10 protein-coding genes are annotated in these 15789 nt (G+C 49.1%); 6 read left to right on the forward strand and 4 right to left on the reverse strand.

The window, feature by feature from the left end:
• Nucleotides 1-129: 129 nt before the first annotated feature.
• Together MUB35_RS26765 and MUB35_RS26770 are read right to left on the reverse strand one after the other, a co-directional pair.
• Nucleotides 130-1722, reverse strand: a complete 1593-nt coding sequence (locus MUB35_RS26765) for a hypothetical protein (protein WP_033140342.1) — start codon at nucleotides 1720-1722, stop codon at nucleotides 130-132.
• A gap of 126 nt (nucleotides 1723-1848) precedes the next feature.
• Nucleotides 1849-3939 (reverse strand): elongation factor G, encoded by a 2091-nt coding sequence (locus tag MUB35_RS26770; RefSeq protein ID WP_244807117.1) that lies wholly within the window; start codon nucleotides 3937-3939, stop codon nucleotides 1849-1851.
• 268 nt (nucleotides 3940-4207) lie between these two features.
• On the opposite strand from MUB35_RS26770, the gene MUB35_RS26775 reads away from it, so the two are divergent.
• The 4 genes from MUB35_RS26775 (at nucleotide 4208) to MUB35_RS26790 (ending at nucleotide 9087) form a co-directional block, all read left to right on the forward strand.
• Nucleotides 4208-5305, forward strand: a complete 1098-nt coding sequence (locus MUB35_RS26775) for a prephenate dehydrogenase (protein WP_244807118.1) — start codon at nucleotides 4208-4210, stop codon at nucleotides 5303-5305.
• Between the two features lie 9 nt (nucleotides 5306-5314).
• Nucleotides 5315-6586 (forward strand): 3-phosphoshikimate 1-carboxyvinyltransferase, encoded by a 1272-nt coding sequence (gene aroA, locus MUB35_RS26780; protein WP_244807119.1) that lies wholly within the window; start codon nucleotides 5315-5317, stop codon nucleotides 6584-6586.
• Between the two features lie 24 nt (nucleotides 6587-6610).
• The gene (locus MUB35_RS26785) at nucleotides 6611-7177 is read left to right on the forward strand and encodes a TetR/AcrR family transcriptional regulator (RefSeq protein WP_033140346.1); all 567 of its coding nucleotides are present in this window, start codon (nucleotides 6611-6613) and stop codon (nucleotides 7175-7177) included.
• Nucleotides 7178-7317: 140 nt separating this feature from the next.
• Entirely contained in the window at nucleotides 7318-9087 is a 1770-nt protein-coding gene (locus MUB35_RS26790) for an oleate hydratase (protein ID WP_103732036.1), read from the forward strand.
• Between the two features lie 61 nt (nucleotides 9088-9148).
• Here the strand turns inward: MUB35_RS26790 and MUB35_RS26795 are convergent, their stop codons facing one another.
• Nucleotides 9149-10660 (reverse strand): HAL/PAL/TAL family ammonia-lyase, encoded by a 1512-nt coding sequence (locus MUB35_RS26795; protein ID WP_103732037.1) that lies wholly within the window; start codon nucleotides 10658-10660, stop codon nucleotides 9149-9151.
• Between the two features lie 75 nt (nucleotides 10661-10735).
• Complete coding sequence (locus MUB35_RS26800) at nucleotides 10736-12922, reverse strand: BTAD domain-containing putative transcriptional regulator (RefSeq protein WP_187370515.1); 2187 nt, start codon at nucleotides 12920-12922, stop codon at nucleotides 10736-10738.
• Nucleotides 12923-13063: 141 nt separating this feature from the next.
• Here MUB35_RS26800 and MUB35_RS26805 point away from each other — a divergent pair, with 141 nt between their 5' ends.
• Both MUB35_RS26805 and MUB35_RS26810 read left to right on the forward strand, forming a co-directional pair.
• The gene (locus MUB35_RS26805; RefSeq protein ID WP_103732039.1) at nucleotides 13064-13555 is read left to right on the forward strand and encodes a (2Fe-2S)-binding protein; all 492 of its coding nucleotides are present in this window, start codon (nucleotides 13064-13066) and stop codon (nucleotides 13553-13555) included.
• Nucleotides 13542-15788 (forward strand): xanthine dehydrogenase family protein molybdopterin-binding subunit, encoded by a 2247-nt coding sequence (locus MUB35_RS26810; protein ID WP_244807120.1) that lies wholly within the window; start codon nucleotides 13542-13544, stop codon nucleotides 15786-15788. Before MUB35_RS26805 ends, MUB35_RS26810 begins: the two co-directional genes overlap by 14 nt.
• Nucleotide 15789 lies beyond the last annotated feature (1 nt).

Consider the following 15789-nt stretch of genomic DNA (forward strand, 5'->3'; position numbering starts at 1 on the left):
AAAGAACAGCAGGAAAAACTATAAACACAGTTTTTCCTGCCGCGAATGGTTATCCACAAAATAAAAAAATAAATTTCGTCATTTTTTACAATGACTTATGCATACCTCTGAACAGTAACCAAAAAAATCCTATTCTTCCAGTGAGAGCACCGTACAGGCCGGCTCCCCTTCCGTGTATTCAATGGTAAGGGTATCTCCCACGTCATATTTTATAATTTCAGGATATTCTGTAACCGGAAAATCAAACACCAGATCCTTGTTCTCCAGCACCACATAGAAGTGGGAATTTCCATCCATGACGGCCTGGGCCACCCGCTTGATCTTACCGGATACGGTCTGGGAAGTGAGTGTCTCGGTGCCGGAGGAAATCCCGTTGGCAGCCAGCAGCTTCACATAGGCTTTCTCACATTCTGCCACGGTATCTCCGATGGCTACATTCTGGTATTTCTGGATATTGACCATTGCGTACTTCTTAACCAGACCTCCGCCGTCTTTCAGAGCCATAAAATATGTGGGCTCCCCGGAAATATTCAGAAGCAGCGGGAAGGCTGCCGTATATTTTAAGTTCTGTACCTGACCTTCCGCGGACTCCATAGCGGAATACTCCTCCGCGCCGGCACAGGAATAATACCTGGTCTCCATGGTACGCTGGTTCATCAGCACAAATCCCACATTGGAGCGGTCGCCGCTGACAGAGGTAATGCCTGTGTATACCCACACGTCGTCCTCCAGCGCCAGATAATTATAGCCGTCTGTTGTTTTGAGACAGCCTTTCTGTCCCAGAACGCTGTTGAAAAATCCGTTTTTCAGCATTCCGTGATAGTTATAGAGCTGGATCAGAAGATCTGCCGGATAGGCACGGTCCACCCACTGGGGACAGTCTTTTATGTTATATTCTGTTGTCTCTCCGGTGATGGCATTACAGAGGACCACCTTGCCGATGGTCTGTCCGCCGAAAAGGCCAATGTTGAATTTCTTTACCGGACAGATCCAATAAGGAACTCCCTCATCGTTGATCTCAAAGCTGAGCTGGTCAAACATATATGTGGGATAATTGAACCGCAGATGCCTGTAAATATTTCTGTTGAAATATTCGGACTCGGAATATTTGATACCCTCATCCAGTTTCACAAGCTCTGTATTCTGGGTTGCCATATCGATTCGGATATAGGCCGGAATGCCCTCTTTCTGGTTCGTCAGCCATTTGATGGGGCTGGCGTAGACAAGAGGGGTCACCCGGTAAGGCTGTCCCTGGTAATTGATCTGTGAGTAGATATCACTGACCTCAAACTGGGAGACCATATCCACCATGCTTCCCATCTTTCTGTTTCCCAGAAGTCCTGCGGAATCTTTATCGAGAAGAGGAATCTGGTTGTAGCTGATTTCCTCAATATCTTCTGTAAAATCTCTTTCTTCGGGGATAACAATCTTCTGATACTTGTTGGCATTGATAATGGGGGATGACAGCAGGCTTCCGATGGCGTACACAACAATGATCGCTCCGATCACCAGCAGTCCGCCCTTCATCACCTTGTTCTTTTTTACGTCCCCCACACTGTGGAAGCGTTTCCTGATTCCGTATACTGCCAGTATCACCACTACAATGGCGACCAGGAAGAACCAGAATCCACTCTCGTGAATGTTGATGGCCGGCAGAGTAAAATAGTAATAGAGGAATGCCAGAACTACCACAGCAAGACCCGCCGCAATTTTTTTCTTCATACTTTTATCAAATCCTTTCTTTAGCTTAGGGAACAGTTTACCATGAGAAAAGGCGGGTTACAAGTTTTTTTCATGAAAAAGCCCCGGAAAACCGAATCTTTCAGTTTCCGGGGCAAAAATATCAGATTATTCGTTCTCTTCCGCACTTGCGCGGGCTGCGATCTCTTTCTCCTGGATATCAGAAGGAGCCTGCTCATAGCGTGAGAATTCAAAAGCGAAGTTACCGCTTCCGCCTGTCATGGAGCGCAGGTCTGTGGAGTATCCATAGATGGAAAGCATAGGCACATCTGCCTCCACCACGGTGCATCCCTTATGGTCCGGATCAGGATTCATGCCCAGCACACGGCCGCGGCGTTTGTTCAGATCTCCCATAACATCACCGGTGTATTTATCCGGAACGGTTACCTTCATGGATACGATCGGCTCCAGCAGAACCGGTGAGGCTTCCATGAAGCCCTTCTTAAATGCCTGGACAGCGGCTGTCTTGAACGCCATCTCAGAGGAGTCTACCGGATGATAGGAACCATCATAGAGCACAGCCTTCACACCCACTACCGGATAGGCAGCCAGAGGTCCTTTTATCACAGAGTCCTGTACACCCTTCTCCACTGCCGGGAAGTAGTTCTTGGGAACTGCGCCGCCCACTACGATCTGCTCAAATACATAAGGCTTCTCCAGATCTCCGGAAGGCTCGAATGTCATCTTAACGTGACCGTACTGACCATGTCCGCCGGACTGTTTCTTATATTTTGCTTCCACATCGGCTTTTTTGCGGATTGTCTCGCGGAACGGAACTCTCGGTTTGGAAAGTTCAATGTCCACTTTATAACGCTCTTTCAGTTTGCTCACCACAATGTCAAGGTGCTGCTCACCGATCCCGTAGATCAGTGTCTGGCGGTTGGCGGAATCATTCTCCACACGCAGAGTCAGATCTTCCTGCATCATCTTGGAGAGGGCCTGGGAAACCTTGTCATCATCGCCCTTGTTCACCGTATTATAGCGTTTGTATGTATACGGAACGGAAATCTCGGTCTTGCCGAATACGATGGGTGTGCTCTTTGTGGAAAGGGTATCTCCTGTGGCTACGGTGTTCAGTTTGGCAATGGCACCGATATCGCCTGCGTGGAGTTCCGGCACCTCAATGGGTTTGGAGCCTTCCAGCACGTACAGTTTATTTAATTTCTCTTCGGAATCCTTGGTCACATTGTATAAGGTGTCATCGCCTTTGATAACACCGGAGCAGACCTTGACCAGGGAATATTTACCCAGGAACGGATCCACAATGGTCTTGAACACGTATGCGGATTTTGCTTTTGCAAAGTCATAGTTCGCCTGGTAAATCTCATTTGTCTTGGCATTCATGCCTGCGCATGTCTTCTGATCCGGACTTGGGAAATAGCCGCAGATATCATCCAGCAGGTTGGCAACGCCCTGCACGTTCACCGTGGAGCCCATACATACCGGGATGATGCTGCCGTCTGAAATATTCATCTTCAGGGCTGCGGAAACCTCTGCCACGGAGAATTCTTCCCCTGCAAAGTAGCGGTCCATGAATTCCTCACTGATCTCCGCTACGGATTCCATCAATGTGTCATGATACTGCTCCAGATAATCCTGCAGATACTCAGGAACCGGACATTCTTTTTTCTGACCTCTGTCGATGTATCTTCTTCCGGCCTGTTTCACGATGTTTACATAGCCTACGAATTCTTCATTCTCACGGATCGGCATATGGATCGGCGCGATTTTCTTTCCGTACAGTTCTGTCAGGCTTTCCACTACTTTTCTGTAGCTTACATTGTCCACATCCATCTCTGTTACAAAGAACATGCGGGGAAGATTGTATTTTTCACACATCTCCCAGGCTTTCTGTGTCCCTACCTGTACGCCTGCTTTACCTGAAACCACAATGATCGCCGCATCGGCTGCTGCAACTGCTTCCTCCACTTCCCCTACAAAGTCGAAATAGCCCGGGGTGTCCAGTACATTAATTTTTACTTTCCCCCATTGAATCGGAACCACAGATGTCGAAATTGAGAATTTTCTTTTAATCTCCTCTTTATCATAATCACTTACCGTGTTACCATCTGTTACCTTTCCCAAGCGGTTCGTAATACCTGACAAGTAAGCCATTGCCTCCACCAGACTTGTCTTTCCGGCACCGCCATGACCGAGCAGGACCACATTTCTTATTCTGTCGCTTCTGAAAACGTCCATATGTAATACCTCCCAATTTTTGATATGTATATATTTTACTAAAAAGATAGCAACAATTCAAGTATTTTATTCAAATTAGACAAGAAATTTTTCTCTTTTATTGGTCAAAATTACAGTGCAACGCTTTAAAGCGCAAAATCGTTGACAATTGGCGCTCCTTGTCATAAAATAATACTGTTTGGCGGACATAAAAACCCGCTGTTTATTAACGACAGAAGCTTCGCTGCAGGTTTTCTGTTGTCACAATAAGAAGAAGGAGCATATTTCAATGGAAACAACTACGATTGGCTTTATTGGTCTCGGTTTGATCGGCGGTTCCATAGCCAAAGCCATCCGGAAATTTCATCCGGAATACCAGATTCTGGCCTACAACCGGACCAGGGACACTTTGGAGGACGCCGTCTTTGACGGTATTGTGGATATTGCCTGTGATGAGCATGATTCCAAATTCGCCCTCTGTGATATCATTTTCCTATGCGCCACCGTGGACTATAATATAGAATGTCTCCCCTGGCTGAAGCAGATCATAAGGCCGGGCTGCATTCTGACTGATGTGGGAAGTGTGAAAGGTGAGATACATAAGGAGATCACCGCGCTCTCCATGGCCCCCAATTTTATCGGCGGACACCCCATGGCGGGAAGCGAGAAGACCGGCTATGAGCACTCCACAGACCATCTGATTGAAAATGCTTACTATATCCTTACTCCTTCCGAGGAGGTAGGGCTTGATAAGATAGGTGTCTACACAGAGCTTGTGACTTCCATCGGCGCCCTGCCTATGATACTGACCTGGGAGGAGCATGACTACATTACCGCCGCGGTCAGCCATCTCCCTCATGTGGTGGCAGCTGCCCTTGTGAATCTGGTGAATAAACTGGATTCCCCATCCGAACATATGAAGTCCATTGCCGCGGGGGGATTTAAGGACATTACCAGGATTGCTTCCTCCTCCCCCCATATGTGGCAGCAGATCTGCATGGAAAACCCGGATAACATTTCCCAGGTCCTGGATGAGTTCATCCGCCTGATCGTACAGGCAAAATATCTGGTGGACCAGCGGGACGGGGAAGGCCTGTATCAGATGTTTCAGGATTCCAGGGAGTACAGGGATTCCATAAGCGACACCTCCAGCGGTCCGATCAAGAAAGAGTATGCCCTCTACTGTGATATCATTGATGAGACAGGTGCCATTGCCACCATCGCTACCATCCTGTCTATGAATAATATCAGTATTAAAAATATCGGCATTATCCATAACCGTGAATTCGACGAGGGTGTATTAAAGATCGACTTCTATGATCAGGACGCCCAGAAAGGAGCTGCAGAACAGCTTGGAAAACGGAACTACATCATATATGAACGTTAGGAGCCATCCATGAAATTCAGAAAGACAGAAGCCTTAAAAGGCGAAGTTACCATACCCGGAGATAAATCCATCTCCCACCGCGCAGTTATGCTGGGAGCCATCTCCCGGGGAACCACAAGGATCACCAATTTTTTAAGAGGGGCGGACTGCCTCTCCACCATTGCCTGCTTCCGGAAAATGGGCATCTCCATTGAAGAATTCCCGGAAGAGATCCTGGTGCACGGAAACGGTCTCCACGGCCTCCATGCACCGGCAGATATCCTGGACGTGGGCAACAGCGGAACCACGGCAAGACTCATCTCCGGCATACTGGCCGGACAGTCCTTTGAGAGCACACTGACCGGAGACGCCTCCATCTGCAGGCGCCCCATGAAACGGATCATCACTCCCCTCTCCATGATGGGCGCGGATGTTAAAAGTCTTCGGGAAAACGGCTGTGCTCCCCTTGCGATCCGTGGCAGCCGGCTGCAGGGCATCCATTACGAATCCCCTGTGGCCTCCGCTCAGGTAAAATCCTGTGTTCTTCTGGCAGGGCTGTATGCGGATAAGGAGACAAGCGTCACGGAACCCTATATCTCCAGAGACCATTCCGAACGTATGCTGGCAAGCTTCGGCGCGGACATAAAAACAGAGAACTGCACCGTGACCATACAGCCGGAGCCGAAGCTTACAGGACAGGACGTTGCCGTGCCGGGAGACATCTCCTCCGCCGCTTATTTCATCGCTGCCGCCCTTTTGGTGCCGGGTTCCGAGCTGCTGATCAAAAATGTGGGCATCAATCCCACAAGAGACGGCATCCTCGGCGTATGCCGCCGTATGGGCGCTGACATTGCCATCCTGAACAAGAGGGAACACGGCAGGGAGCCGGTGGCAGATCTGCTGGTCAGACACAGCGCGTTAAAAGGAACTGTCATTGAGGGGGCTGAGATTCCCACACTTATCGATGAACTTCCCGTTCTTGCCGTGCTGGCCGCCTTCGCGGAAGGCCGCACCGTCATCCGGGACGCGCAGGAACTGAAAGTCAAGGAATCCAACCGTCTGGATATTCTGGTACACCATCTAAGCGCAATGGGCGCTGACGTCACAGGAACAGAGGACGGAATGATCATCCGGGGAGGGCGGCCGCTTCACGGAGCTGTGCTTGAAAGCCATCTGGACCACCGGATCGCCATGTCCTTTGCCGTGGCCGGCATAGCGGCAAAGGGCGAGACAGAGATCCTGCAGGCAGACTGTGTGGATATCTCCTACCCGGGATTTTACAGAGATCTTCTGGAAAGATAAACACACGCAGGAAAGGAGCGGAATATGTCGCAGACTACCAAGCGGGCCCTTGCCCAGTCCCTGAAACATCTGATGGAACAAAAACCCCTGGAAAAGATAACCGTAGTGGACATTTCGGAAGACTGCGGTGTGAACCGCCAGACCTTTTACTACCACTTTCAGGATATCTATGACCTGATCGAATGGATCTACATCAATGAGGCAGAAAAACGGCTGGGGGAAAAGACCACATATGACACCTGGCAGGAAGGCTTTCTTCAAATCCTCTCCTATATACTGAACAACCGGAATTTTGTCAGGAACACATATCATTCTGTCAGCCGGGAATACCTGGAACATTTTCTCTTTCAGCAGATGTACCGCCTCCTGCTGGGCGTTATCGAGGAAAAAGCAGAGGATATGGCTGTCCGGGACGCGGACAAACAGTTCATTGCGGACTTTTACAAATACGCCTTTGTGGGTCTGGTCTGTGAATGGATCGAGAACGGCATGAAGGAAAAACCGGAGGCCATGACTGACCGCTTAAGCCTCTTAGTCCACGGCACCATCACCGGGGCGTTGGAACGGTTCCGGACAGATAAAAAACATTAATCTTTTATACACTTTATGCGCAGTGTCAAAACTTTTGACACTGCGCATTTTCTGTTTATAGCATTCTTTTCTCTCTCCGTTTATAGTAAAGACAGATAAAAAAACAAATAATGATTCCTATCAAACAAGGAGGTATTCATATGTATTACAGCAATGGAAATTATGAAGCATTCGCACACCCGGTAAAGCCTGAGGGCGTTGACCGCAAATCCGCATATCTGGTCGGTTCCGGACTGGCTTCCCTGGCAGCCGCCTGCTTTCTGGTGAGGGACGGGCAGATGAAAGGGGAACACATCCACATTCTGGAGGAGTTGTCCCTGCCTGGCGGCGCCTGTGACGGCATTCATGATGCCCAGAAAGGTTTTATCATCCGGGGCGGCCGTGAGATGGAAAACCATTTTGAGTGCCTCTGGGACCTGTTCCGCTCCATCCCTTCCCTGGAAACAGAGGATGCGTCCGTTCTGGATGAATTCTACTGGCTGAATAAAAAGGATCCAAACTACTCTCTCATGCGTGTCACCGAGAACAGAGGTGAGGATGCCCACACAGACAATAAATTCGCCCTCAGTGACAAAGCCGCCATGGAGATCATGCAGCTCTTCTTCACAAAGGATGAAGACCTGTACGACAAAAAGATAAATGATGTCTTTACAGAGGAGTTCTTCAAGTCCAACTTCTGGCTCTACTGGAGAACCATGTTTGCCTTTGAGGACTGGCACAGCGCCCTGGAGATGAAGCTGTATATCCAGCGTTTCATCCATCACATCGGCGGCCTTCCCGACCTGTCCGCCCTGAAGTTTACCAAGTATAACCAGTATGAATCCCTGATCCTCCCCATGGTAAAATATCTGGAAGCCCACGGGGTCCACTTCCAATATGACACCAGAGTGACCAATGTGATCTTTGACATCACTCCGGAGAAAAAGGCTGCCCGGAAAATTCTGATGATCCATAATGGGCAGGAGGAGTGCATTGACCTGCTGGACGACGACCTGGTCTTCGTCACCAACGGAAGCTGCACGGAGAACTCCAGCCTGGGAGATGATGACCATGCCCCTGTGTTAAACGACACTCCCGGCGGATGCTGGGAACTGTGGAAGAACATAGCGGCCCAGGACCTCTCCTTCGGCAATCCCGACAAGTTCTGCAGTGAGACAGACAAAACCACCTGGGAATCCGCCACAGTCACCACACTGGATGACAGGATCCCGCCCTATATCCAAAAAGTCTGCAAACGTGACCCTTTCAGCGGCAAAGTGGTGACCGGAGGCATTGTGACCTGTAAGGACTCCTCCTGGCTCATGAGCTATACCCTGAACCGCCAGCCCCATTTTAAAGAACAGCCAAAAGACCAGCTTGTAGTCTGGGTCTACGGCCTGTTCACGGATGTTCCCGGGGATTATGTGAAAAAGCCCATGCGGGAATGTACCGGAAGAGAGATCACGGAGGAATGGCTGTACCATCTGGGCGTTCCCGTGGAGGAGATACCGGATATGGCAGCTAACTCCGCCCGCTGCATCCCCTGCATGATGCCCTATATCACAGCCTTCTTCATGCCCAGAACAGCAGGTGACAGACCCAAGGTAGTACCGGAAGGATGTGTGAACTTCGCATTTATCGGCCAGTTCGCGGATACAGTAAGAGATACGGTATTCACCACAGAATACTCTGTGCGGACAGCCATGGAGGCGGTCTACACTCTTCTGGATGTGGACCGGGGTGTTCCGGAAGTCTACGCCTCCTGCTATGACATCCGCGCGCTTCTGGATGCCACTTCAAAAATGCTGGACGGTAAGAAAGCTATCGAGATGAAAGTGCCCTGGATCATGAAGCTGGTGGAAAAGAAAGCCCTGCGGAAGATCTCCGGCACTGTGATCGAAGATCTGCTGAAAGAATACAACGTTATCTAAGACAGGCAGGAGGCAGGTGAATCCATCACCTGCCTCCTGTTTTCCCTGCCGCTTCACAGGACTATAGCCATCCTCCTGCCTTCAGCAGTGTATTATTTTTTACCGCCTCGTAAGAATTCTGAATATCCACGGACAGCTTCCTGTCCCGATCCAGAAACGGAACGATCTTCCGGTACTCCCTGAATGCCTTTCCGGAACATTTCCCCAGCTTATAATTTCTCCTGAGATCTACCGCCTGGGCAGCGTGCATCAGCTCCATTCCCAGAATATATCTCAGATTATCCACGATCTGAAAGGACTTTTCCAATGCCAGAACCGCGTTGGAAGCATGGTCCTCAATATACCCGGACAATGCCAGGAAATCCATGGAAGAAGGATTTGCCAGAGACCGGTTCTCTGTGTCCAGAGAGGTAAACGTCTTCTGGATCGTGGAATATCCGATGACCGTCTTGCCCCCGTCAGGAGATAAAAACCGGGGAAGCCCTGTAAAATCAGGGTCAGCCAGCTTCAATATCCTGTGGCACGCACCCTTTGACATATGGTTCAGGGCTATATTCAGCATCTCTGCCTTCAGCACCAGATTCAGAGGCTCAAAATTACAGCTCACGGATACCCGCCCCTCATCAGGAAGGACACAGGGATTGTCATCCGAGTGGTTCAGATGCTGCTCAAGGCTCATCTCCAGCAGTCTGATGCATTCCAGTATGGACCCGTTTATAAAAGCGGAATCCCTGAAACTTAAGGGGTCCTGGAGAGCCTTGCCCTCTGTGCCGTCAAAGAGATAGCTGCCCTCCAGCATAGCCAGACATTCCCGGGCGCATTCCGTCTGTTCCGGAAATCCCTTTGCCTCTGTCACACTTTTGTCAAGCTGCTGAATCTGTCCGTTCAATCCCTCCAGGCCAATACAGTAAATAAGATTGGAGTTGGCTGTCAGCTCTTTTACCTCCTTCAGAAGAAGGGCTGTCATGGCCGCCGCCTGAGAGTTGGAGGACACGATTCCGAGACCGTCCTTCGGGCCGAGGACCAGCGGCTTCAGTCCCTCCGTTTCCATGGCTTTCAGGCTGTCTGTGGGCCGGCCTTTATAGAGCACATCATTTTCTCCGATCATGGACATGCCGATCATGGCATTGACCGCCAGGTCAGCTTCCCCCACAGAACTCCTTCTGGGAACCAGGGGATGTATCCTCTTATTCAGGAAATCCCTGTAGCGCTTCAGCACCTCCGTGGAAAGCCCTGCACAGCCATACAGAGCTGTGTTCAGGCGGATCAGCATGACAGCCCGTATTTCCTCCTCCGTACAATACGGAGGTACGCAAAGAGAATGGGAACGCAGAAGGTTTTTATTATACTGGTCAAAATACTCATTGTAGACTTTCCTGTCCTTGTTCCATCCTACCCCTCTGTTTGTCCCGTAAACAGGCGTTTCCGAGTCCACCATCCGGTATAGGACATGCTTTGCCTTTTCCGCCCGTTTCAAAGCCTCCTCTGAGATTTCCACACAGGCCCCGTCATATACCACCTCATAAATCTGGTCCAAGGTAAGGCTGTTTCCATCCAAAATAATTTTCTCCATCGTGTTCTCTCCCATTCTGCCAGCACTGCCGTGCTGTTTTTCTGAAAATATAAGATATTTTCATCTAAATTTTGTTTAAAAAATGCAGAATTGGTCAAGATATTTTCTTTCCCATAGGGATGGGATTTTTGCCTGTTCTTCTTTTTCACTAAATGCCTGTCTGTTTTCTTCCAGCCTCTTCCTGCACCTGCAGGGACAGGCGCTGCTCTTGGTGATCAGACTGATGATCCTGATGTAGAGACATCGTTCAAAGGGGTCCCTGCTGTATACAGCAGACTGCCCGGCTTTTTCCAGGTACACTGCCCCGCCCTCAAAGTCTCCCTTTCTGAATAACAGAACCGCTTCATAGGAATAGGCACTGCTTCTTTTAAACATTACGTGGAGATGTTCAAAGCTCTGCACAGCGGCTTTTATATACCGCTCCGCCATCTTGTCATTTCCTGTATCAAACAGTCCTTTCCCCATATGAAGGTAGAGCAGGGTCTTGCCGCTGATATTATGGACATTGGCGTTGATATCCAGAGATTTTCTATAGTATTCCATGGCACTGTCATAATCCTTTGTAAGCCTGCCGATCTCCCCAAGCCAGCTGTATGCCACCGCAGCATTGGCCCCCCATTCCTCTGCCCACTCTTTACTCAGGAATATCTCTGCTGCCTGAAGCAGCTCCTGACGGCCTTTTTCCATTTCCCCTTTAAGGATATAGCCAATTCCCAAAAGCCGCTTCCAGAATCCCTGTTCCGCAGATGTATCAGCCGCCCGATTCACACCCTCACGACTCAGACAAAGCAGTTCGTCTGCCTGGTAAGTATCCATACAGATAAATGCCTTCTGCTTCAGAATCTCTTCTGTTATGCCCTGCAGCTCCTCCAGCAGCCTGATGTATTCCCAGGATCTTTCGTAGTCCGGTATCTTCACGTAAGACTGCACCAACATGGTCAGATAAAGCTCCAGCCGGTCCTTTTCAAAGCTCTCCGGGTTGACAGACTCTTTATATGCTTCCACATATTTTTCCATCTGTTCATAGATGAATGCAATCTGCTTTTTATTATTGAGGTAGGTTTCCGTATTATACATCACATCATAATTGTGCAGCACCGGAAAATACTGGTGGGCGATCGTCAGATATCTGCTCAGATATTCTTTCAGGTAAAAATCTGATTTTTCTCTGTCCTGGCTCTTAAAATAGTGGTAGCTGATCTTAGGCAGAATATCCTCATTTTTCCCCAGAAAAAACTGCTTTTCAAACCTCTTCGCCATGAGTCTGTGGAGACTCTTTCTCTTTGTCAGGCTGAGGCTTTCATATACCCTTTTCCTCTCCTCCTCAAGCGGAAAGGAATAATAAATTCTGCCGGACTCCTCCTCCTCCTGAATGATACCCCGGCGGACAAGAGATTCGATTCCCTCCACAAACAGGTCTTCCTCAATATTGGAAAAATATTTTAATTTTCTGTATTCCGCCCTGTCACAGAACATGGATATCCATTTAAGCAGGGTTTCACATATTTCTGACTGGATTTCCTGCTTGTATAACCTGGGCTTTTCTCCCTCGGGTACACTTTTCCTCTCTTTTGCGCTGCTGATTTTCTGCCACAGCCTTGTTATCTCCTCTCCGGGCACCTCATCCAGCTCCTGTTCCAATATATACTTAAGCTCCCGGTAAACCATTTCCGCACGGTTTTCCTGGCCTTCTTTTTCGTATAATCTCATGAGAAGCTGATAGTATTTTTCGCAGAACTCATCCATGGAAATGAGATTTTTGCATATCTCCTCACACAAATCCAATCTGCATTTCTCTCCGCCCAATTCCTCTTCTGCCAGGGAATAAATTTTCTCTGCAGTCTCAACTCTTTTCTGACGTATAAAACTTTCAAACTGGCTGCTCTCTTTTACTTCAAAATGATCCAAATACCAGAAATTTTCCTTACCGGAAAGGATTTCAAGATTCCCTTTCATCTCTTCCAGATCGATCCACAGATCCGCCTCCGGGTTGATCTTAAGCTGCTGCCTTCCGTCTGTGATCAGAAAATCCTTCCCAAAGGCTTTTCTGATATGATAAAGGGCATTTCTGTAGTTTCTGTTGGCCTTTTCTTCGTCATATTTGTCTCCCCAAAAGATGTCTTCCAAAATCTGCTTATTTTCATACCCTTTGGTGACCAGATAATAAAACATGCCCTCAGCTCTTCCATAAGGAAACAAATATCTTTTCTTATTTATATAAACTCTGGGGGGTCCTAAAAGAAAAACTTCTACTTTCTCCATGCCATCCTCTCCCTTTTTGTTTTGCACACTTCTTTTATTTATCATAGGCAGACAGAGGCGATTAGTCAACAACACTTTTTTAACAAAACTTCAACAAATATATTCCATAATAGAAATAAAAAAGCAGGAGGTATCCGTTCTATGAATTATTTTACTATTACTCTCACCATCAACCGGGAAACCATGGTTTTTTCCGTCACGGAGGAAGACACGCTTCTCGATGTCATCCGTGAAAAAGCAGGGCTTACGGGCACCAAACAGGGATGCGGCTGCGAACAGTGCGGAGCCTGTACCGTGCTTTTAAACCACAAGGCTGTAAATTCCTGCTGTATACTGGCGCTGCAGGCAGACAATGGGGTAATTGAAACCATTGAGGGCCTGGAATCACCGGAAAAACTTCATCCCATTCAGCAGGCTTACATAGAGGAAGGTGCTGTACAGTGCGGATTCTGCACACCGGGCATGATCATGTCCACAAAAGCGCTTTTGGATCAGGTTCCAAACCCTGATACTTCCCAGATTCGGAGTGCGCTCTCCGGAAATATATGCAGATGCACCGGCTATACCAAAATTGAGGCAGCCGTAAAAAATGCAGCCCGGAAATTAGAGGAGGTATCCCATGAATCCATATAAAATCGCAGCACACAAAATCCCAAGACACGAATCTGCCGCAAAAGTTACCGGAAAAGCTCTTTATACCGATGATCTTTCCCTGCCCAAAATGGTTTACGGCATGATCATCCGAAGCCCTCACGCCCACGCACAGGTAACACACATTGATCTGACGGAAGCGGAAAAAACCGAAGGATACATAGGGGCCCTTCTTCCGTGGGAGGTTCCCGATACCTTTTATAACTGCTCCGGAACTCCTCCGTCCCCGCTGCTTATGAAGGATGAGAAGGTACTCACCACGCATCCCCTCTGTGTAGGAGACCGTATCCTGGCGATTGCAGCCCGTACGCCCCAAGCGCTTTTAAAAGCAGCGAAAGCTGTGCAGATCAGCTACACCATTCTGCCTTCCGTACATACCATAAAGGACGCTTTAAGGAAGGATGCTGCCCCCATCCAGCCTCATATCTCCAAAAACAATATCCTGGCCGTAAGAGAAGCCTGTATGGGCGATACCCAAAAAGGCTTTGAAGAGGCTGACTATATTTTTGAGGATGACTTCCACACTCCGGCCACACAGCATGTGGCTATGGAACCTACCTCCTGTATCTGTGATTTTTCCGACGGCAGGACATTAAATATCTGGAGCAACTCCCAGACCCCTTACCAGGAACGCAGGATCCTGGCAGAACTGTTTCAGATGGAAGAAAATGACATCCGTATTGTGAAGCCTGTTATGGGCGGAGGCTTCGGCGCCAGGCAGCAGCTCCATAACCAGCCAGCCGCTGCCCTGCTGTCAAAAAAGATACGAAGGCCGGTAAAACTCATTAACACCAGGGAGGAAGAGATGTACGCCTCTGTTGTCCGCCACGAGATGCAGACACATTTAAAATTCGGTGTGACAAAACAAGGGATTTTGACTGCTTTCCAGACAGAGTTTTATCTGAACGCAGGCCCTTACACCACCCACACTCCCACTATTGTGGCTGCAGCCAGCAGAAAATTCCAGTACAGGATTCCCAACTACCTCTTTAACGGGTACACTGTAGCTACCAACGGCCCCACTGCAGGCGCCTTTAGGGGGTATGGCAATTCACAGCTCACCTTCGGGCGGGAGCTGATGATGAGCCGGATCGCCAGAAGGCTGCACCTGGATCCTGTGGATTTCCGGCTGCGCAACCACGTCAAAACCGGTGAGAAGTTCCCCGCCGCTGCCTCCGCTGTCACAAGCTGCGGCATTGAAAAATGTGCCCGCCGCTGCCAGGAGATCCGGCGGGAGATCGACGAAAAAGAAGGTCTGGCAGATAATGAGGATATCCGGCAGGCATGGGGCGTATCCTTTGCCTGCCATGGCTCCGGCCCCTCCTCCAAGGAGGGTATGAGCTCTGCCGTCATACTGGTAAGCGATGACGGCGGCATCCGCCTGATAACCGGTTCTGCCGATATCGGACAGGGCAGTGAAACCATGCTCTCCCAGATTGCCGCGGAGTGTCTGGGCATTCCCCTTTCCCATGTTAAGATCACAGCGGCTGATACAGGCATTACCCCTTACGATACAGGAACCTTCGGCAGTTCCCAGACGTATGTAAGCGGAAATGCTGTAGTGCTGGCCTGTCAGGATGTGATCCAAAAACTGGCGGATGCTTTATCAGACTGTTATGACAGCGCAGATATTACGTTCGGGGAGGATAAAAAATTCCATATTCCTTCCGAAAATCTGTGTCTGACCTTAGAGGAGGCTGCCCATCAGGTAGTATTCGGTATAAAAGGAGCCGTGATCATCGGAAACTCCAGCTATAAAGCAAAAGAAAGTCCCAATCCCTTTGCTGTCTGTATGGTAAAAGCGGAATACGAAAAGAAGACCAACAGCATTATCCTGCGGCACGTGATCGAGGTGGTGGATGTGGGCACCCCCATTAATCCCCTCACAGTCATCGGCCAGATTGAGGGCGGTGTGGCACAGGGTGTGGGCTACGCTCTGACAGAGGCTTTGGAACACAGCCGCCATGCAGGCAAGGTGATCTCTTCAGACCTATTGACATACCGGGTCCCCCTCATATGCGATATGCCTGAAATCCACGGAGAATATATAGAAAATTTTGAACCCACCGGCCCTCTCGGCGCCAAAAGTGTAGGCGAGCTGACCACCGTACCCGTAGCACCTGCCATCGCAGATGCCGTATCCCAGGCATCCGGCAGAGAGATCAATAAAATACCACTGTCTGAATTTTTTTTCATAAAACCAAACAAAAAGTAAG

It is taken from the genome of Blautia sp. NSJ-175 (genome assembly GCF_022867815.1).
Taxonomy (GTDB): Bacteria; Bacillota; Clostridia; order Lachnospirales; family Lachnospiraceae; genus Blautia; species Blautia celeris.